The organism is Clostridium sp. DSM 17811 (assembly GCF_018861905.1).
GTDB classification, from domain to species: Bacteria; Bacillota; Clostridia; order Clostridiales; family Clostridiaceae; genus Clostridium_AD; species Clostridium_AD frigoriphilum.
On sequence record NZ_JAHLDU010000004.1, the window covers coordinates 212,845 to 231,880 of the forward strand.

20 protein-coding genes are annotated in these 19,036 nt (G+C 33.8%); all 20 read left to right on the forward strand.

Annotated elements, in window-relative coordinates; all coding sequences use genetic code 11:
- The first annotated feature begins 12 nt into the window (after window positions 1–12).
- Window positions 13–885 carry a propanediol utilization microcompartment protein PduB gene (gene pduB, locus KPL44_RS07845; RefSeq protein WP_216248474.1) on the forward strand — a complete coding sequence of 291 codons (873 nt, stop codon included), beginning with the start codon at window positions 13–15 and terminating at the stop codon, window positions 883–885.
- Window positions 886–908: 23 nt separating this feature from the next.
- The gene (locus KPL44_RS07850) at window positions 909–2,573 is read left to right on the forward strand and encodes a propanediol/glycerol family dehydratase large subunit (protein ID WP_216248476.1); all 1,665 of its coding nucleotides are present in this window, start codon (window positions 909–911) and stop codon (window positions 2,571–2,573) included.
- Between the two features lie 18 nt (window positions 2,574–2,591).
- Entirely contained in the window at window positions 2,592–3,260 is a 669-nt protein-coding gene (locus KPL44_RS07855; RefSeq protein ID WP_216248478.1) for a propanediol/glycerol family dehydratase medium subunit, read from the forward strand.
- A gap of 12 nt (window positions 3,261–3,272) precedes the next feature.
- Entirely contained in the window at window positions 3,273–3,782 is a 510-nt protein-coding gene (locus tag KPL44_RS07860; protein WP_216248480.1) for a diol dehydratase small subunit, read from the forward strand.
- Window positions 3,783–3,820: 38 nt separating this feature from the next.
- Window positions 3,821–5,641 (forward strand): diol dehydratase reactivase subunit alpha, encoded by a 1,821-nt coding sequence (locus tag KPL44_RS07865; protein WP_216248482.1) that lies wholly within the window; start codon window positions 3,821–3,823, stop codon window positions 5,639–5,641.
- A 1-nt stretch (window position 5,642) separates the two neighbouring features.
- Window positions 5,643–6,041 (forward strand): glycerol dehydratase reactivase beta/small subunit family protein, encoded by a 399-nt coding sequence (locus KPL44_RS07870; RefSeq protein ID WP_216248484.1) that lies wholly within the window; start codon window positions 5,643–5,645, stop codon window positions 6,039–6,041.
- On the forward strand, window positions 6,038–6,592 hold the full coding sequence (locus tag KPL44_RS25730) for a BMC domain-containing protein (protein WP_216248485.1): 555 nt from the start codon (window positions 6,038–6,040) through the stop codon (window positions 6,590–6,592). Before KPL44_RS07870 ends, KPL44_RS25730 begins: the two co-directional genes overlap by 4 nt.
- Window positions 6,589–7,242 carry a phosphate propanoyltransferase gene (locus KPL44_RS07880; RefSeq protein WP_216248487.1) on the forward strand — a complete coding sequence of 218 codons (654 nt, stop codon included), beginning with the start codon at window positions 6,589–6,591 and terminating at the stop codon, window positions 7,240–7,242. Before KPL44_RS25730 ends, KPL44_RS07880 begins: the two co-directional genes overlap by 4 nt.
- Window positions 7,243–7,244: 2 nt before the next feature.
- Window positions 7,245–8,060, forward strand: a complete 816-nt coding sequence (eutJ, locus tag KPL44_RS07885) for an ethanolamine utilization protein EutJ (RefSeq protein ID WP_301182943.1) — start codon at window positions 7,245–7,247, stop codon at window positions 8,058–8,060.
- A gap of 10 nt (window positions 8,061–8,070) precedes the next feature.
- Window positions 8,071–8,835 carry a flavoprotein gene (locus tag KPL44_RS07890; RefSeq protein WP_216248489.1) on the forward strand — a complete coding sequence of 255 codons (765 nt, stop codon included), beginning with the start codon at window positions 8,071–8,073 and terminating at the stop codon, window positions 8,833–8,835.
- A gap of 4 nt (window positions 8,836–8,839) precedes the next feature.
- On the forward strand, window positions 8,840–9,112 hold the full coding sequence (locus tag KPL44_RS07895; protein ID WP_216248491.1) for a EutN/CcmL family microcompartment protein: 273 nt from the start codon (window positions 8,840–8,842) through the stop codon (window positions 9,110–9,112).
- 27 nt (window positions 9,113–9,139) lie between these two features.
- Window positions 9,140–10,132: a cob(I)yrinic acid a,c-diamide adenosyltransferase gene (locus KPL44_RS07900; protein WP_216248493.1), complete on the forward strand. Its 993-nt coding sequence runs from the start codon at window positions 9,140–9,142 to the stop codon at window positions 10,130–10,132.
- On the forward strand, window positions 10,116–11,531 hold the full coding sequence (locus KPL44_RS07905) for an aldehyde dehydrogenase family protein (RefSeq protein ID WP_216248495.1): 1,416 nt from the start codon (window positions 10,116–10,118) through the stop codon (window positions 11,529–11,531). Before KPL44_RS07900 ends, KPL44_RS07905 begins: the two co-directional genes overlap by 17 nt.
- A 12-nt stretch (window positions 11,532–11,543) precedes the next feature.
- The gene (locus KPL44_RS07910) at window positions 11,544–12,887 is read left to right on the forward strand and encodes a 4Fe-4S dicluster domain-containing protein (protein ID WP_216248503.1); all 1,344 of its coding nucleotides are present in this window, start codon (window positions 11,544–11,546) and stop codon (window positions 12,885–12,887) included.
- Complete coding sequence (locus KPL44_RS07915; protein ID WP_216248505.1) at window positions 12,884–13,432, forward strand: BMC domain-containing protein; 549 nt, start codon at window positions 12,884–12,886, stop codon at window positions 13,430–13,432. The genes KPL44_RS07910 and KPL44_RS07915 overlap by 4 nt, the downstream gene beginning before the upstream one ends.
- 236 nt (window positions 13,433–13,668) lie before the next feature.
- Window positions 13,669–14,853, forward strand: coding sequence for a putative heme d1 biosynthesis radical SAM protein NirJ1 (gene nirJ1, locus KPL44_RS07920; protein ID WP_216248508.1), 1,185 nt, complete (start codon window positions 13,669–13,671; stop codon window positions 14,851–14,853).
- A 57-nt stretch (window positions 14,854–14,910) separates the two neighbouring features.
- Window positions 14,911–15,915 (forward strand): putative heme d1 biosynthesis radical SAM protein NirJ2, encoded by a 1,005-nt coding sequence (gene nirJ2, locus KPL44_RS07925; protein WP_216248509.1) that lies wholly within the window; start codon window positions 14,911–14,913, stop codon window positions 15,913–15,915.
- On the forward strand, window positions 15,915–16,367 hold the full coding sequence (ahbA, locus tag KPL44_RS07930; protein ID WP_216248511.1) for a siroheme decarboxylase subunit alpha: 453 nt from the start codon (window positions 15,915–15,917) through the stop codon (window positions 16,365–16,367). Before nirJ2 ends, ahbA begins: the two co-directional genes overlap by 1 nt.
- A gap of 6 nt (window positions 16,368–16,373) precedes the next feature.
- Complete coding sequence (gene ahbB / locus KPL44_RS07935; RefSeq protein WP_216248513.1) at window positions 16,374–16,847, forward strand: siroheme decarboxylase subunit beta; 474 nt, start codon at window positions 16,374–16,376, stop codon at window positions 16,845–16,847.
- Window positions 16,848–17,031: 184 nt separating this feature from the next.
- Entirely contained in the window at window positions 17,032–18,744 is a 1,713-nt protein-coding gene (locus KPL44_RS07940) for a methyl-accepting chemotaxis protein (RefSeq protein ID WP_216248515.1), read from the forward strand.
- Window positions 18,745–19,036 lie beyond the last annotated feature (292 nt).

Sequence of the window (19,036 nt, forward strand, 5' to 3'; positions counted from 1 at the left end):
AGGTTGATGTAAATGAATACACAGCTAATTGAAAAGGTTTACGAAGAGGTTAGACGTAAAATTGCTAGTGGAGAAATAAAACCAAATGACGTAGAGGTGGCAGTTAAAGAAATTGCAAAATGTGAGAATGAAGGTAAAGTTAAAAATGAAGTTATAGAGGTTAAAGAAGTTAAAAAGGAGGGGAAATTTATGCAGGCACCAGGATTAACCGAATTTGTTGGAACAGGTATTGGGGATACAATTGGTTTAGTTATTGCAAACATAGACTCGGCACTACACGCGGCTATGGGAATTGATAAAAAATTCCATTCAATAGGTATTATAGGAGCAAGAACCGGAGCAGGTCCACAAATAATGGCTGCTGATGAGGCTGTTAAAGCTACTAATACTGAAATCGTTTCAATTGAACTTCCAAGAGATACAAAAGGTGGGGCTGGCCATGGTTGCCTTATAATATTTGGAGCAGAGGATGTTTCAGATGCAAGGCGTGCAGTTGAAGTTACATTAAAAGAACTTCCTAGAACTTTTGGTGATGTTTATGGTAATGATGCAGGACATCTTGAAATGCAGTATAGTGCGAGAGCTAGTTTGGCAATAGAAAAAGCTTTTGGAGCACCTGTTGGAAAGGCTTTTGGATTAGTTATTGGGGCGCCGGCAGCAATTGGAGTAATGATGGCAGATACTGCTGTTAAAACTGCAAATGTAGAAATAGTTGCTTATTCAAGTCCTTCTAAAGGGACATCACATTCAAACGAAGTTATACTTGCAATAACTGGAGATTCAGGAGCAGTAAGACAAGCGGTAATCGCAGGAAGAGAAGTAGGAAAGAAACTTTTAAATGCGTTAGGTGATGAACCAACTTCAACTACCGAACCGTACATTTAAATTAAGGATGGAGGGTTGATATTATGAAAAGGTCAAAAAGATTTGAAGCATTAGAAAAAAGGGAAGTTAATAAAGATGGGTTTGTAAAAGATTGGCCAGATGTAGGCCTTATTGCAATGGATGGTCCAAATGATCCTAAATCTAGTTTGAAAATTGAAAATGGTAAAATATCTGAAATGGATGGAAAGAAAAGAGCTGATTTTGATTTTATAGATATTTTTCTTGCAGATCATGCTATAAACCTTGGTGATGCAGAAAAATCTATGGCAATTAGTTCACTTGAAATTGCTAGGATGCTTACAGATATAAATGTCCCTAGAGCAAAAATTGTAACTATTGCTACATCAATTACACCAGCAAAACTAGTTGAAGTTGTAGATCATTTAAATGTTGTTGAAATGATGATGGCACTACAAAAAATGAGAGCTAGAAAAACACCATCTAATCAGTGCCATATTACAAATGTAAAAGATAATCCAATCCTTATTGCGGCTGATGCTGCAGAAGCCGCTTTAAGAGGTTTTGATGAAATGGAAACTACAGTTGCTGTAACAAGATATGCACCGTTTAATGCACTTGGATTATTAATTGGAGCACAAGTAGGAAGAGGCGGAATATTAACTCAATGTGCTCTTGAAGAAGCAACAGAACTTAAACTTGGAATGCTTGGTTATACAGCATATGCTGAGACTATATCAGTTTATGGTACGGAGCAAGTATTTACTGATGGAGATGATACTCCTTGGTCAAAGGCTTTCCTTGCATCTGCATATGCATCACGTGGTCTTAAAATGAGATTTACATCTGGTACTGGTTCAGAGGTTTTAATGGGCTATGCTGAAGGTAAGTCAATGCTTTATCTTGAAGCAAGATGCATAATGATCACAAAAGGTGCTGGAGTTCAAGGATTACAAAATGGTTCTATAAGTTGTATTGGTATACCAGCAGCTGTTTCAGGTGGAATAAGAGCCGTACTTGCGGAAAACCTAATAACTTCAATGCTTGACATGGAAGTTTGTTCAGGAAATGATCAAACATTCACACATTCAGATATAAGAAAAACTGCAAGAACTATGATGCAATTCCTTCCTGGAACAGACTTTATATTCTCAGGATACGGTGGAGTTCCTAATTATGATAATATGTTTGCAGGTTCTAACTTTGATGTTGATGATTATGATGACTACCTTGTACTTCAAAGAGATTTAAAGGTTGATGGAGGGCTCAAACCAGTAAAAGAAGCAGATGCAATTGCTGTTAGAAATAAGGCTGCTAAAGTGCTTCAAGGAGTATTTAAAGAAATGGGATTACCACAAATAACTGATGAAGAAGTTGAGGCCGTAACATATGCACATGGAAGTAAGGATGTTCCAAACCGAAATGTTGTAGAAGATTTAAAGGCTGCTCAAAGTATACTGAAAAATGGAATTACAGTTCTTGAAGTAGTTAAAGCTCTTTCAAAGAGTGGTAATGAAGAGATTGCACAGAGAGTTCTAAGTTTGGTTAAACAAAGAATTGCTGGAGATTATCTACACACCTCATCTATTTTTGACGATAAATTCAATGTAATTACCGCAGTAAATGATCCTAATGATTATATGGGACCAGGAACTGGGTATAGGCTTGAGGGAGCAAGATGGGATGAAATCAAAAACATTAATCAGGCTCTTGATCCTAATAAAATGTAGTTAGAGGAGTGATGTGATATGAATGTAATGTCTAATGAAGAATTAATCAAAATTATAACCAATGAAGTTGTTAAAAAATTACAATCACAAGGCAATTCGCTTGATGATGCAACAAATAATAAAGTAGATACAACGAATTCGAAATTAGAGCTTATTGAAGTTGGAGAAGCGAAAGTGGGAATGCGACGCGATGAAGTTGTTATAGCAGTAGCTCCTGCATTTGGAATTTATCAGACAAAAACTATTGTTGATATTCCACACAATGAAGTACTTAGTGAACTTATGGCAGGGATTGAAGAAGAAGGTGTTACTTCAAGAGTTATTAGAGTAACTCGTACATCGGATGTTTGTTTTATGGCTCATGATGCAGCAGTTTTAAGTGGCTCAGGAATTGGTATTGGCATTCAGTCAAAAGGAACAACTGTTATTCATCAAAAGGACCTTGAGATGTTAGAAAATCTTGAACTTTTCCCACAAGCACCATTAATTACAAGAGAAACTTTTAGAGCAATTGGGAAAAATGCTGCTAAATATGCAAAAGGTGAGTCACCAGATCCTGTTCCTACATTAAATGATCAGATGGCAAGGCCTAAATATCAAGCAAAAGCAGCAGTTCTTCATATCAAGGAAACACAGCATGTTGTGCCAAATGCAAAACCTATGCAGCTTAAAGTTGTATTTAAGTAAGGGGTGAATTATATGGATGATAATATGAATATTGAACAAATAGTAAAAGAAGTTATGAAAATGATGAACAATGAACCACAAGAGGTTAAAGTAGCAAGTAATGGTAATGCTAAGAAGTTAACACTTAAAGACTATCCATTAGCAATAAAGAGTAAAGAACTTATTAAAACGAAAAATGGTAAAGGGCTTGACGACATAGATGTTAAAAGTGTGCTTAGTGGAGAGGTTAAAGATGATGATATAAAAATTACATCAGAGGTACTTTTATATCAAGCACAAATTGCAGATGAGGTTGGAAGAGTTCAATTTGGTAAAAATTTAAGAAGAGCTGCTGAAATGGTTATAATTCCGGATGCAAGAGTTCTTGAGATTTATAGTGCACTTAGACCTTTTAGATCTACAAAGCAGGAGTTATTAGATATTGCGACAGAGCTTGAGGATAAGTATAATGCCACAATAAATGCTACATTAGTAAGAGAAGCCGCTGATGTATATGAAAAAAGAAGTAGGCTAAAAGTTTAACGACAGCATCGAAGATGATGATTAATGAGGTGATTGGTTTGAAGTTTATTGCAGGTGTAGATGTAGGTAATTCTACAACAGAAGTAGCTATTGCGGATATTGAAAATGGTCTAAATTTTGTTTCTAGTAGTTTGTCTAAAACTACAGGGATAAAAGGAACTTTAGATAACGTTGTTGGAATTTTAAATTCACTAACTGACGCATGCAAGAAGATTAATATAGAATTATCTGCATTGGATTCCATATGTATCAATGAGGCAACGCCTGTAATAGGTGATGTAGCAATGGAAACAATTACAGAAACAATAATAACCGAGTCAACTATGATTGGACATAATCCAGATACACCGGGTGGACTAGGTATTGGTATTGGTAAGACTGTGTATATTGATGAAATAGTAAATCTACACAGTATGGAAGATGTAATTTGTATAATTCCAAAGTCAGTAGATTTTGAAACTGCTGCTATGAGAATTAATAATGCACTTGATAATAATGTAAAGATTAATGGGCTTATTGTTCAAGCAGATGATGGTGTTATTATTTCTAATAGGCTAAGGAAAGTTATCCCGATTGTTGATGAAGTTTCTCTTATAGAAAAAGTACCTATGGGAATGATTGCAGCTGTTGAGGTAGCCGCGCCAGGTTCTAACATAACAGTACTTTCAAATCCATATGGCTTAGCTACAATATTTAGTTTAACCCCAGATGAAACAAAGCATATAATCCCTGTTGCAAGGGCTCTGATTGGAAATAAATCAGCTGTTGTAATTAGGACACCAGAGGGAGACGTAAAGGAAAGAACGATTCCTTCTGGTAATCTTATTTTATTTGGAAAACAAGAAAAAAAAGTTGGCATCGAAGAAGGTGCAGTTAAAATAATGCAGGCACTGAGGGATGCTTGGCCAATAAATGATGTGGTGGGTGAGAGTGGAACTAATGTTGGAGGGATGATTGAACGAGTTAAGCAGGTCATGGGTCAATTAACTAAGCAGAAAAGCTGCGAAATAAAAATTCAAGACATTCTAGCAGTAGACACATTTGTACCTCAAAAGGTAAATGGAGGTATAGCAGGAGAGTTTGCTTTAGAAAATGCAGTCGCACTAGCAGCAATGGTTAAAACAAGTAGACTGCCTATGGAAAGTATAGCAAGAAAACTTGAGCAGGAGACAGGCATTAAGGTGATTATTGGTGGAGTTGAAGCAAATATGGCAGTCCTTGGAGCATTAACTACTCCAGGTACGGACAGACCAATGGTAATACTTGATTTAGGTGGGGGATCAACAGACTCTGCCTTTATAAGTAAAACAGGAGATGTAAAATCTATTCATCATGCAGGAGCAGGAGAGATGGTAACAATGCTCATAAACTCAGAGCTTGGAATAGATGATTATAACCTGGCTGAGGATATCAAGAAGTATCCTCTTGCGAAAGTTGAAAGCTTATTTAATATAAGGTATGAAGATGGTAGTGTTTGTTTTTTCCAAAAGCCGCTTAGTGCTTCTATATTTGCAAGAAATGTTGTTGTAAAAGAAAATGAGATGCTTCCAGTCCATTCAAAACATTCAATTGATAAAATAAGAATTGTTAGACGCGAAGCTAAAAAGAAGATATTTATAACAAATGTTGTAAGAGCGCTTCAAGATATAGCACCAGGGAATAACCTTCGCGCTATTGAGTTTGTAGTACTCGTTGGTGGATCAGCACTTGATTTTGAAATACCTGAGATGATATCTGATGAGCTTTCTCATTATGGCATAGTTTGTGGAAGTGGTAATATAAGAGCAAAAGAGGGCCCTAGAAATGCAGTAGCAACAGGTCTTGTAATATCTTACTACAATAGCTTGAAAGGAATATAAAATGGAGAATAACAGTAGACCTTGTATTGTTGTTGTTACAGATAAACCAGATATTAATATACTTAAGCATATACTCGCAGGAATTGAAGAAGAAGGCATCCCATATGAAGTTGATGTAGTTAATGGTGATGAACTTTTAAAGATCACTCATAAGGCTGCAGTTTATTCAAGGATGGGGGTCGGGATAGGAATAAAACAAAATAGAGTTTTGCTACACTTTAGCAAACTTAAAATTGATAAACCAATTCTCGACGTCAACTTGAATGAAAATATTAAAGATACTGCAAGAAATATTGGTAATAATGCTGCGAGATTATATAAAATAATGCCTTTTAAAAATATGGGCGAGGGTATTATGGAAGCATTAAATCAGAATTTCGCCAGGGAGGAAAACATATGAGCAGAGTTGCCCTTGGGTTAATTGAAACAGTAGGATTAGCTGCAGCGATTGAAGCAGCGGATACTTGTATGAAATCAGCAAATGTTGAGCTCATTGGGTATGAATTGACTAAAGGTTATGGCATGGTTACAGTTAAGATTAAAGGTGACGTATCAGCAGTTAAAGCAGCCATTGAGTCGGCTAAAGTAAGTGCAGCGGCTGTAAACACAGTATATGCAACTCTTGTTATACCAAGACCTGTGGATAAATTAGATTTAATGATTGAATCAAGTAATACTATTGGATTAAAAAATAAATTTGTTGGCAAAAAAGAAACAATAGAAATTCCAGAAGAAATAATAAAGGAAGAAGAAAGAAAAATAGTAGAGAAGCAAGCTTTAGTAGAAGAATCAGTTGTAGTTGTTAATTCAATCATTGTGGATGGAGCAGTGCAGGAAACACCAACAGAGGGGATTTGCAATTTATGTTATGACCCTAAATGTAGTAGGAAGAAGGGAATGACTAGAAAGGCATGTATGCATTATAAGGATAGTGAAGGTGATAAGAAATGAATGAATTTGATGATGCTCTTTTAAAGGATATAGTTGAAGAAGTTTCAAGGAAATCATGTATTAAAAATAGAGAATATGTTATTCCGGTTGGAGTGTCAAGTAGGCATATTCATGTGACCAAGGAAGATCTTGAGATTCTATTTGGAAAAGGATATGAGCTTACTGTAAAAAGCAAAGTTAAACAAATAGGTCAGTTTGCAGCAAATGAAACTGTTACATTAGCAGGACCTAAGGGAAGCTTAACTAAAGTTAGAATACTCGGGCCTATAAGAAAAGAAAGTCAGATTGAAATATCACTTACTGATTCCTATGCACTTGGAGTAAAGGCTCCACTTAGAAATTCTTCAGACATAGTAGGGTCAGAAACACTTAGTGTAATTGGACCAAAGGGAATGAAAATTTTTAGCGAAAAAGTAATTGTTGCAACTAGGCATGTTCATATGTTACCACGTGACGCAATAAAATTTGGAGTTTCGGATGGTGACTTTGTTGATATTGAAACTAAAGGGCTTAAAGGTATTATTTTTAAAAATGTACTTGTTAGAGTTGGTAATAATTCAGTTTTAGAGGTTCATATAGATACTGATGAGGCAAATGCAGCAGAAATAAAAAATAATGGACTCATTAGGATTGTGGGGTTAAGTAGATAATTATGATGGAGAAAGCAAATGCGCTTATATTGCAAATGGAGAAATGTATAGCTAATGAGAATCCAATAAAGGTAGAGGGAAAGCTTAAGGTTGGAGTTGATCTTGGAACTGCGAATATAGTTATTACAGTACTTGATTCTAATGATATTCCGGTTGCAGGAGCAATTTATCCAGCAGATGTTGTACGTGATGGAATAGTTGTTAATTTTGTAGAGGCAGTACAAATTATAAGGAAGCTTAAAGCTCAGCTTGAAAAGCAACTTGGGCGTGAGCTTATATATGCAGCAACTGCAATCCCACCAGGAATTATGGAAGGTAATGTACGTGTTATTAAGAATGTAGTTGAAGGTGGAGGTTTTATTGTTACAAATGTACTTGATGAGCCAACGGCGGCAGCTAACATATTAAATATTAACTCTGGAGCAGTTGTGGACATAGGTGGTGGTACTACGGGGATTTCGATACTCAAAGATGGAAAAGTTATCTATAGTGCAGATGAGCCAACAGGAGGAAGACATTTGACTCTTGTGACGGCAGGGGCTCTAAATATGGAATATGAAGATGCAGAGGAATATAAAAAGGACATTAACAATTATAATATGGTGTTTACAATGGTTAGGCCGGTAATTGAAAAAATGTCATCGATTATACAAAAACATATAAAAGGTTACAATATCGATACAATATATCTTGTTGGAGGTACTTGTTGCCTTAGGAATATTGAAAATGTTGTAGAGGAGTACACTGGGGTTAAAACTGTTAAAACGTATAATCCACTTCTAGCAACTCCACTCGGAATTGCAATTAGCGTAAAGTGAGGTGATATAGTTGGATATTGAAGAGCTAATAAAAGCAATTACAATTCAAGTATTAGGTTTGGTTAATAAAAAAGTATTAGTTTTTATTTCAGGCGGGGTAGTAAATGTGGAAGAGGAATTTAAGATTTTAAAAGAATTTAATAATTTACAATATAGTGTTGTTTTATCTGATTCTGCAAAGGATATAATTCCTAATAAGTTTATTGAAGACCTAAATGCAGATTTGATTTCTGATATAAAATTAATGTCTAAAAAGATAGATGAAGTTGATTTTATATTGATACCAGTTATGACAAGAAATATACTTGCAAAAACAGCTTTCGGTATTCGCGATACATTTATTACAACAGGAATTTCGGATGCAATTATGAAAAATAAGAAAATAATTGTAGTAAAGGATAGTTTTGATCCTGATAACCCAGTTAATGTTTCACTAGGTTATTCACAAAATGTTTCATATAATGAAATGATAAAAAATCATATAAAAACAATAGAGAGCTTTGGGGTTTCATTTATTAATGCATATGAGCTCAAAAAGGCTATAAACGAATTACTTATTATAGAAGAAAAGAAAACAACACAAATTACTACTATTAAAAAAGTTGTGACAAGAGAAATAGGTCAAGTAACATTAAAAGGAATAATAACAAAAACCGATTTGCTGTCTATTGGGAGTTGTAGGAATATAAAGATTTCAAAAGGAGCGGTTATTACATCTCTTGCAAAAGATTACATAGACTCAGAAAACATTGCAATAGATTATATTGAGGGGTGAGAATATGTTTTTGGCAAAAGTAATTGGGACGCTTGTTTCCACAAAGAAAGATGACAGATTGATCGGAAGTAAGCTTCTGATAATTAGAAAAATTAATGAATTCGAGGAAGAAGAGAAAGATACGTTAGTTGCAGTTGATACAGTAGGCGCAGGAAATGGTGAGATAGTTCTTGTAATTACAGGCAGTGGAGCAAGACTTTTAGAAGATAACAAAGATACACCAATTGATACGGCTATTGTAGGTATTGTAGATTATCTTGAAGTAAGCAAACAATAATTTAAACTCCCGATAGGAGATGAATTTATGAAAATATATACAAAAACGGGGGATAAAGGTCAAACAAGTTTAGTTGGGGGAAGCAGAACTTCAAAATCTGATTTAAGGGTATGGTCGTATGGAACATGCGATAGTGCGAATTCGACCTTAGGTTTTGCAAGAAGTTTTATAAAAGATGAAGAGATAAAAGAAATAATATTCAAAATTCAAAAAACACTTTTTGAAGCAGGGGCGGAACTTGCATCGCTTGGTACTGATAAATTTAAGGAAAGAATAGTTAAAGAAGATATAGATTATTTAGAAACAGTAATAGATAAGTTAGACATGATTATACCAAAACTTAATAGTTTTATAGTTCCTGGTGGAACAATTGAATCGGGAGCGCTTGATGTAGCAAGAACTAAGGTACGCGAAGCGGAGCGATATATAGTAGAGTTATGCGTGAGTTATGATGTAAGTGCTAATTTATCAAAGTATTTTAATAGATTATCAGATGTTATATACACCATAGCAAGATACGAGGATTATAAAAATGTATTAATAAAGGTTCAGGCAAATGTAGCAGAGGCACTAGGAAAAAAAATTCATAGCAAAGGTAGTGAGAAAATGAATAGTGAGCTTAGTGAAAAGATAATAGAAAGTTGTATAAAAAAAGCAGTGCAAATAGAAGTTCCAATGGTGATTTGGGTCATGGATGAACATGGAAACCCTGTAATGTTTGAGAGAATGGATGGATCACTTCTTGCAAGTATTGAAATTGCAAAAGGAAAGGCTTATAGTGCAGTGGCATTTAAGTTACCTACACATGAACTTAATGAACTAGCAAAAAACGGAGAACTTTATGGTATTAATAACCTAGAAAACGTTATTACATTTGGAGGCGGATATCCGTTAAAGATAAATAATCTTATAGTTGGAGCAGTTGGTGTAAGTGGCGGAACAGTTGCACAAGATATGGAAGTTGCGACCTATGCGGTTAAAACGTTTGAGGAGATGATAAGTTATGGAGATAAAAAATGATGAAATATCAGCAATGGTTGAAAAAGTGCTTCAGGAAATGAACAGGAGAGATCTTAACATCTCTGAGAGTGATGGCGTTTTTGATGATATGGATGAAGCAATTGAGGCTGCATCCATTGCGCAAAAGCAGCTTATATGTATGAGCATTTCACAGAGGGAAGAGCTTATAGCTGCAATGCGAAAAGCTATACTTGATAATGCTACAAAAATAGCAGATATTTGCGTTGAAGATACTGGAATGGGAAGAAAAGATCACAAGTATTTAAAACTTAAACTTGTGGCTAATAAAACTCCTGGAACAGAAGTGCTTAAAACAATGGCAATATCAGGTGATAAAGGATTAACACTTATAGAAATGGGACCATTTGGAGTAATTGGTGGAATAACGCCTTCAACTAATCCATCTGCGACAGTTATGTGTAACAGTATTGGAATGATTGCATCAGGCAATGCGGCTGTATTTTCACCACACCCAGGAGCAATAGAAAGTTGTCTTATTTCAGTAAGAGTTCTTAATAAAGCAATAACTGATGCTGGCGGTCCTAGAAATTTAATTACAACGTTAAGTAAACCATCACTTGAAAGTACCGATCTTATGATAAATAATCCTAAAATAAGACTTGTAGTTGCAACTGGTGGACCTTTTATTGTTAAGAAAGTGTTATCATCAGGCAAAAAAGCAATTGGAGCAGGAGCAGGTAATCCTCCGGTAGTTGTTGATGAAACTGCAGATATAGTTAAAGCTGCAAGGGATATAATCGCAGGTTGTTGTTTTGATAACAATCTTCCATGTATAGCAGAAAAGGAAGCAATTGTTGTTGAAAGCGTATATGAAAAATTAATTGCAGAGATGCTTAAAAACGGAAACGTATATGAATTAGATGAGCAGCAAAAACAAAAGGTTTTAGATGTAGTAATGAATAAAACTGAAAAGAATGGAAAAATAAAATATGGAGTTAACAAAAACTTTGTTGGTAAAGATGCAACAGTTATTTTAGCCGCAGCAGGAATAGAGGCTCCTAAAGGTGTTGAATGTTTAATTTGTAGGGCAGAGAATTTACATCCATTTGTACAAGAAGAGTTAATGATGCCAATACTTGCGATTGTTAAAGTTAAAGATGTTGATGAAGCAATAAACACAGCCGTTTTAGATGAACATGGAAATAGACATACTGCGATGATGCATTCGAAAAATATTGATAATTTAACCAAGATGTCAAGACTTATAGATACTACAATATTTGTTAAAAATGCACCATCATATGCAGGAATAGGTTTTGGTGGAGAAGGTTGGACAACATTTACAATAGCTGGGCCAACAGGTGAAGGTATTACAAACGCTACATCATTTACTAGGCAGAGAAGATGTACAATGGTTGATTCTTTTAGAATCATATAAGGAGGGTTTAATATGGAATTATTAGACCAAATATATAAAGCCGGAGTTGTAGGAGCAGGGGGAGCCGGATTCCCAACTCACATTAAACTAAAATGTAGTGTTGAATATCTTTTAGTTAATGCAGCAGAATGTGAGCCACTTATTCAAACTGATAAGTATATTATGCGCCATAATGCAGATGAAATAATAAAGGCACTAAGTTTTATGGCACCACTGGTAGGCGCAGATAAAGTTATAATTGCAATTAAAGGAAAATACGAAAGAGAGATACAAGCTCTTCAAAGTGCAATAAAAAAGCTCGACTCAAAAGTTGAACTTTTTTATCTTAAAAGTATTTATCCTGCAGGTGATGAACAAGTTATTGTATATGAAGTTACTGGCAGAGTAATTCCACCTGGAGGAATACCACTAAATGTTGGAGCAGTGGTGTCAAACGTTGCAACAGTGTTAAACATATATGATGCAACGAGAGGCAGGAGTGTTACTGATAAAATAATTACTGTAACTGGTGAAGTGAATAATCCAAGTTTATTATCAATTCCAATTGGAACACCGGTTTCAAAATGTATAAAAGCTGCAGGTGGTTTAAATATTAAGGATTATTGTGTAATTATGGGCGGTCCTATGATGGGAAGAATTTTAACATCAGATGAAGTAGAGAAAAGAAGTATAACTAAAACTGATGGTGGAATAATAGTACTTCCTGCAGATCATTATATTAAAGAAAGAAAATCATTATCTGTGCAGCACATAATTAATCAAACAAAATCATCATGTATTCAGTGTTCATATTGCACGCAAATGTGCCCAAGATATTTACTGGGTCATCCACTAAGACCACACAAAATTATGAGGGCAATTTCAATGTCACTAGATCACTCAGAGGAAATTTTTAAAGAAGCCTTAATATGCAGCGAATGTGGAATATGTGAAATGTATGCTTGTCCTATGGGGATATCTCCAAGGCAAGTAAATATAATGATAAAAAATGAGTTAAGACAAAAGGGAGTTAAGTTTAATACAACTTTAAAAATAATCCCAAATGAACAAAGAGATGGCAGGCAAGTACCTGTATCAAGGCTTCTACAAAGACTTAACTTAGGTAAATATAAAGATATAAAATTTGATGATGACGCAATTGAGGTAAAGGTTAACATTGTGAGCATACCATTAAAGCAACATATAGGTAAATCCGCTGCTGCAATTGTAGCAGTGGGCGATGAAGTTAATAAAGGACAACTAATTGGCGAAGTTAAGCGGGAGGATATGGGGGCTAATATTCATGCAAGTATTAGTGGAAAAGTTACAAATGTATCTGATTGTATAATTATTGAAAGTAGTGAGGTGATATTATGATTAGATCAATAGCATTAATAGAGCTTAACAGCATATCAAGAGGAATAGCAGTAGCAGATGTTATGCTAAAGTCTGCAGAGGTGAGACTATTATTTTCAAAACCTACTTGTCCAGGGAAATTTATAATACTAGTTGCTGGTGAAGTTGGGGCAGTAAAAGCTGCTCAAAAGTCAGGTGTTGATTATGGTGGGCAGTATGTTGTTGATGATGTTTTAATTGCTAATGTGCATCCTGATGTTATTGGCGCTATTAATTGTAATGCAACAATAGATAAAGTAAATGCACTTGGAATATTAGAATTCTTTTCAATAGCAGCGTCAATTGTAGCAGCGGACGCTGCTGCAAAAGCAGCACAAGTTAAGTTAATTGAAATAAGACTTGGAATGGGAATTGGTGGTAAGTCATATATAACTTTGACAGGTGATGTAAGCTCGGTTAAAGCCGCTGTTGAAGTAGGTGCAAATGCAGTAGTACAAACAGGAATGCTTTTAAATAAAGAAGTTATTGCATCTCCTAAAAAAGAAGTGTTTAATAATTTGTTATAGTAAAGTAAGATAAGAGCCTTATACTAAAAATTTAGTATGAGGCTCTTATCTTACTTATTTTTAGTTAAGGAATAAACAGTACATTAAATAGATGTGCTGTTTAATAATCATAAAAATACGTCTTAGTACATATAAACTAAGTAAATGTAAATTTTAATTTGAATATTTATGTGGTACAATGGGATTATATGACTTTTTTTATTAGCAAAATAGCTATCAAGTAGGGGAGATAAAATATGATTGGAGTATCAAAATTACTATGTGGGACTGAAAATTTTGGAGACAAATTAAGGTATGTAAGCGGAGCTAGCACGCAAACAAATGGGGTTAGTAATGGTCGTGGGCCTGTTGTTGTGTGGAATTGCACAAAAACTTGTAATTTGAAATGTATGCATTGTTATGCTAATTCTGATAGTAAAAAATACAAAGGTGAATTAAGCACTAAAGAGGCTATATCTCTTATTGATGATTTTCATAATGCTAAAGTACCAGTAATATTATTTTCCGGGGGAGAACCTTTACTTAGGGGAGACCTGTTTGAGTTAATAAAGCATGCAGGAGAGCAAAAAATACGAAGTACTATTTCTACTAATGGTACACTTATTGACAAAGATGTTGCAAAAAGAATTAAACAAAGTGAAGTCGGATATGTAGGAATTAGTTTGGATGGTATTGGTGATAGGCATGATGAATTTAGGCGTACTAAAGGATGTTTTGATAAAGCTTTAAATGGAATAGAAAATTGCAAAAAAGTGGATCAAAAAGTGGGGGTACGGTTTACTATTAATAGTCACAACTATGATCAAATAGAGGATATATTTCATCTAATTAAAGAAGAAAAAATTAATCGTGTTTGCTTTTATCATTTGGTTTATTCAGGAAGAGGAAGTGAGATGATTAAAGAGGACATATCTCACGCACAGTCAAGAGCTGCAATGGATTTGATTATGAAAAAAACCGTAGAGCTCGGAGATAAAGTAGAAATACTTACTGTAGATAATCATGCGGATACAGTTTATCTTTATTTGCAAGCATTAAAAAAATACCCTCATTTAGCTGATAATATATTAAAATTGATGGAGATGAATGGTGGAAATAGGTCTGGTATTGCTATTTCAAATGTTGATTACCTAGGAAATATACATGCGGATCAGTTTACCCCACAATATACTTTTGGTAACGTTAAAGAAAGAGCGTTTAAAGAAATTTGGGAAGATACAACAAGTCCAATTATGAAGGGGTTAAAGGATAGAAAAAATTTGCTTAAGGGTAGATGTAGTAAATGTAAATGGTTAAGTGTATGTAATGGTAATTTTAGGACAAGGGCTGAATCAGTGACTGGAGATTTTTGGGCATCAGATCCAGCATGTTATTTGAGTAATAAAGAAATTGGTGTAGAAGATGAAATTGGATTAGTTTAAAAAGAGTTAGAAAAGATGGTTAACAGCTTTGAAAAAGATGGGTAGGGGGCATAAAATATGATCATGTCATGGAACACAACTAATAAATGCAATATGTATTGTAAACATTGTTATAGAGAGGCAGGTATTCAAGCTGAGCATGAACTAAATACCGCTGAGGGTAAATCATTAATAGAGGAAGTGGCGAAGGCGGGATTTAAAATAATGGTATTTTCAGGTGGGGAGCCTTTAGTAAGGCCTGATATTTATGATTTAATAAAGCACGCAGTGAAAGTTGGATTGAGGCCGGTTCTTGGGAGTAATGGAACGCTTATAACTAAAAGAGCTGCTATGGAGTTAAAAAATGCAGGGGTTATGGGTATAGGAATTAGTTTAGACAGTCTTAATCCTAAAAAACATGATGAATTTCGAAGTTACACAGGTGGATGGAGAGAAGCTGTAATTGGCATGAAAAATTGTAGAGAGGCCGGACTTAATTTCCAAATACATACAACGGTAATGAATTGGAATAAGGATGAAATACTTGATATAACCGATTTTGCGATTGGAATGGGCGCTGTAGCTCATCATACTTTTTTCTTAGTACCAACAGGAAGAGGCGCAGATATTGAAGAAGAATCATTAAATCCAGAGCAATATGAGTCGTTATTAAAGGATATAATGTTAAAACAAAAGGATGTAAACATAGAGCTAAAACCTACATGTGCACCTGAGTTTATGAGAATTGCAAAGGAAATGGGAATGAATCCTAGGTTTAGTCGCGGGTGCTTAGCTGGAACTAGTTATTGTATTATTAGTCCTAGTGGGGATGTGCAGCCTTGTGCATATCTAAATATTCCAATTGGAAATGTACGAGAGACACCTTTTAGTGAAATTTGGAGAGATAATCATATATTTAAAGAATTAAGAACTATGAATTACAAAGGTAAGTGTGGGAGTTGCAACTATAAAAAAGACTGCGGTGGATGTCGCGCTCGCGTTGCATATTATAATGATGGGGATTACATGGCAGGCGAAGACTGGTGTTCATATTCTAATGATAATACAAGGAATATAAATTAATGGATGAAATAAATAAAAATTTACTTAATTTGATTCAGTCTAATTTTCCAATAGAATCAAGACCCTTCAACAAAATTGCAAATGAGTTAAACATTTCAGAAAATCAGGTTATTGATATGATTAAGGAACTTAAAAATGATGGATATATTAAACGAATAGGTGGAATTTTTGATTCAAGAAAATTAGGATATTCTAGTACTCTATGTGCAATAAGGGTTCCCTTTGATAGGATTACTGAAGTAGCAGACATTATAAACAGTTATAATGGAGTTACTCATAATTATATTAGAAATCATTCATACAATATGTGGTTTACAGTGATTGCTCCTTCAATAGTTGAGGTTAAAGAGTTCCTAAATGACATTAAGATTAAAACAGATATTGATGAGATAATTGAGCTCCCTGTAGTTAATTTATTTAAAATTAATGTTGTTTTCAATATTAAGGAGTGATTATATATGTTAAGCTGTTTAGATGTAAAAATTATTCGTAAAATTCAAGAAGACATGCCGTTGGTACCAGAACCTTATAAAGAAATAGCTCAGGAAATTGGAATTACAGAAAATGAATTAATGGATAAAATTAAGGAATATTGCAAAAGTGGTATTATTCGAAGATTTGGCACTATCTTAAATCATAGAAATGTTGGATTTAAGGCAAATGCAATGGTTGTGTGGATAGTTTCGAAAGAGCGAATTAAAGAGGTTAGTAAAATCATGATATTATTTCCCCAAGTTAGTCATTGCTATCAGAGGTCTACATTTCCGGGGTGGCCGTATAATGTTTTTACAATGGTTCATGGAGAAACGAAGCAGGAATGCGAAAAAGTAGTTATGGCAATTGCAGAAGCAGTTAATATTAACGAATACGATTTGTTGTACAGTAGTAAAGAACTAAAAAAGGTTAGCATGAAATATTTTATAGAAAAATAATTTTAAATAGTATTAAAAAATCGTTGCTACATATATGTAATAACGATTTTTTTTATTATTTATGGGAGACCATTAAATTTAATTATGTTAATGAGAATATATACAAATCATCAAAATAATATTAAAGTTGTGTATGTAATGAACGATATATTATTGTAATATATTATTTGAGGAGTGTAGATTAATGAAATTTTTTAATAATTTAAAAATGATTCAGAAATTAGTATCAGCATTTTTACTTGTAGCAGTGTTCCTAGGGTTAGTTGGATTTATTGGAATATATAATATGAAGAATATTAATACAAATGTTAAGGATATTTACAATGATGATTTGATAGGTGTTAAAGACTTAATTAGTATCAAAGCTAATTTATTATCGGTAAAAAGCGATACATTGTTAATTCTTGATCAAAAAAATAAAAATGATATACAAACACACAAAGATGATGTAACTAATATGAAAAATGCTACTATCATTCTTATCGCTGAGTATAAAGAAACGATAAATACAGATATAGAAAAGACTCAATTTGCTGAATTTGAAAAATTAATGACGGGGTATCGTATTGCAAGAGATGAATTAATTGAAAAGGCAGTTTTAGGAGATTATAAAAAAGCATATGAACTCTTACCTGCTGCTGATAAAATAAGAGATGATATGTTGATGAGTTTAGATAAAGAATTGAAAATAAACGTTGCTACGTCAAAAGTTGATTATGATAAAAGTCAGTCATCATATAAAAGCGCATCAGTTCAAATTAATATAGTGATTGCCATAGGGTTATTGGTTGCTATAGCACTGGGGTTAATAATAGGAATTGCAATATCAAGACGATTAAAGAAAGTATTAGTAGTTGCACAGTCTCTTGGAGAAAATGATTTATCAAAAACTGTTGATATTGAGAGTAATGATGAAATTGGTATTTTATCAAAAGCTTTAAATAAATCTGTAGTTAACTTAAAGATATTAGTTTCTGAAATATCAGAAAGTGCTACTGATATTAGCGCTACTAGCGAAGAACTATCTGCTACAACAGAGGAAATATCAGCAAAAATGGATCTTGTTAATGAATCAGTAAGGCAAGTATCCATAGGGTCAGAACAGTTAAGCGCCACAACGCAGGAAGTAAATGCAACCACAGAAAGTATTGCAGAGAACGTGGCCGATGTGACTTTAAGAGCAAATAAAGCAGTAGAAATTGCTAGTGATATAGAAGTAAAAGCAGAGAAAGTCAGAGAAAGTGCTGAAATTAGTTTTAATAATGCGAATAAGTTATATGATGAGAAACAGGAAAGTATATTAAAAGCAATTGAAGATGGAAAAGTTGTTAGTGAAGTTAAAATAATGGCTGATGAAATAGAAAATATTGCAAGTCAGACAAACCTTCTTGCACTAAATGCGGCGATTGAGGCAGCAAGAGCAGGGGAACAAGGTAAAGGATTTGCCGTAGTTGCTGATGAAGTAAGAAAATTAGCTGAAGATTCATCAGATGCAGTTCAAAGAATTCAAGAGGTAACTTCAAGAGTTGAGGAGGCTTTCAGGAACCTTTCTAGTAATGCTCAGGAAGTGTTAGGCTTTATTGATAATCAAGTTAAACCTGATTATCAATTATTTGTAGATACAGGTAAACAATATGGCGAAGATGCTGTAGTGTTTAATAAGATATCTTCAAATATTGGAACTTCAATGGATACAGTAAATGAAACTGTATCAGAAATTAAAAAGGCAATTGAAAATGTATCAGCTACAGCTGAGGAATCTGTTGATAGTACAGAGGAGATACTTGCAAGTGTTAACGAATCGGTTATGGCCATTGGGGAAATAACAAAAGCTTCTCAAGACCAGGCAATACTAGCTGAGAAATTAAATAGTATGGTTCAAAAATTCAAGCTATAAAACTAATATAAGTAAATTTCACCATATAGAGTAGACAAATAAAGTCTAAGCTATATGGCATTTTTTTTATTGTTTTTATATGTATACATTGTAACATTTTATATAAAAATGTGATTTTAACAATATTATTTGAAAGATTTTAATATATTATTAAATTTTGTTAAAGTTAAATGCAAATAGAACGATTATAATAGAGACTTAGAAAAAGTTTTAATGATATTTGACAATTAAATGTAAAACTATAGAAAAATATGAAACATTATAGATGTTTGTTTAAAAAATTATAAAAATC

What these genes read in the sequence shown, in the direction of transcription:
- pduB (WP_216248474.1), top strand. Translation starts at nt 13, where the DNA reads ATGAATACACAGCTAATTGAAAAGGTTTACGAAGAGGTTAGACGTAAA.
- KPL44_RS07850 (WP_216248476.1), top strand. Translation starts at nt 909, where the DNA reads ATGAAAAGGTCAAAAAGATTTGAAGCATTAGAAAAAAGGGAAGTTAAT.
- KPL44_RS07855 (WP_216248478.1), top strand. Translation starts at nt 2,592, where the DNA reads ATGAATGTAATGTCTAATGAAGAATTAATCAAAATTATAACCAATGAA.
- KPL44_RS07860 (WP_216248480.1), top strand. Translation starts at nt 3,273, where the DNA reads ATGGATGATAATATGAATATTGAACAAATAGTAAAAGAAGTTATGAAA.
- KPL44_RS07870 (WP_216248484.1), top strand. Translation starts at nt 5,643, where the DNA reads ATGGAGAATAACAGTAGACCTTGTATTGTTGTTGTTACAGATAAACCA.
- KPL44_RS25730 (WP_216248485.1), top strand. Translation starts at nt 6,038, where the DNA reads ATGAGCAGAGTTGCCCTTGGGTTAATTGAAACAGTAGGATTAGCTGCA.
- KPL44_RS07880 (WP_216248487.1), top strand. Translation starts at nt 6,589, where the DNA reads ATGAATGAATTTGATGATGCTCTTTTAAAGGATATAGTTGAAGAAGTT.
- eutJ (WP_301182943.1), top strand. Translation starts at nt 7,245, where the DNA reads ATGATGGAGAAAGCAAATGCGCTTATATTGCAAATGGAGAAATGTATA.
- KPL44_RS07895 (WP_216248491.1), top strand. Translation starts at nt 8,840, where the DNA reads ATGTTTTTGGCAAAAGTAATTGGGACGCTTGTTTCCACAAAGAAAGAT.
- KPL44_RS07900 (WP_216248493.1), top strand. Translation starts at nt 9,140, where the DNA reads ATGAAAATATATACAAAAACGGGGGATAAAGGTCAAACAAGTTTAGTT.
- KPL44_RS07905 (WP_216248495.1), top strand. Translation starts at nt 10,116, where the DNA reads ATGGAGATAAAAAATGATGAAATATCAGCAATGGTTGAAAAAGTGCTT.
- KPL44_RS07910 (WP_216248503.1), top strand. Translation starts at nt 11,544, where the DNA reads ATGGAATTATTAGACCAAATATATAAAGCCGGAGTTGTAGGAGCAGGG.
- KPL44_RS07915 (WP_216248505.1), top strand. Translation starts at nt 12,884, where the DNA reads ATGATTAGATCAATAGCATTAATAGAGCTTAACAGCATATCAAGAGGA.
- nirJ1 (WP_216248508.1), top strand. Translation starts at nt 13,669, where the DNA reads ATGATTGGAGTATCAAAATTACTATGTGGGACTGAAAATTTTGGAGAC.
- nirJ2 (WP_216248509.1), top strand. Translation starts at nt 14,911, where the DNA reads ATGATCATGTCATGGAACACAACTAATAAATGCAATATGTATTGTAAA.
- ahbA (WP_216248511.1), top strand. Translation starts at nt 15,915, where the DNA reads ATGGATGAAATAAATAAAAATTTACTTAATTTGATTCAGTCTAATTTT.
- ahbB (WP_216248513.1), top strand. Translation starts at nt 16,374, where the DNA reads ATGTTAAGCTGTTTAGATGTAAAAATTATTCGTAAAATTCAAGAAGAC.
- KPL44_RS07940 (WP_216248515.1), top strand. Translation starts at nt 17,032, where the DNA reads ATGAAATTTTTTAATAATTTAAAAATGATTCAGAAATTAGTATCAGCA.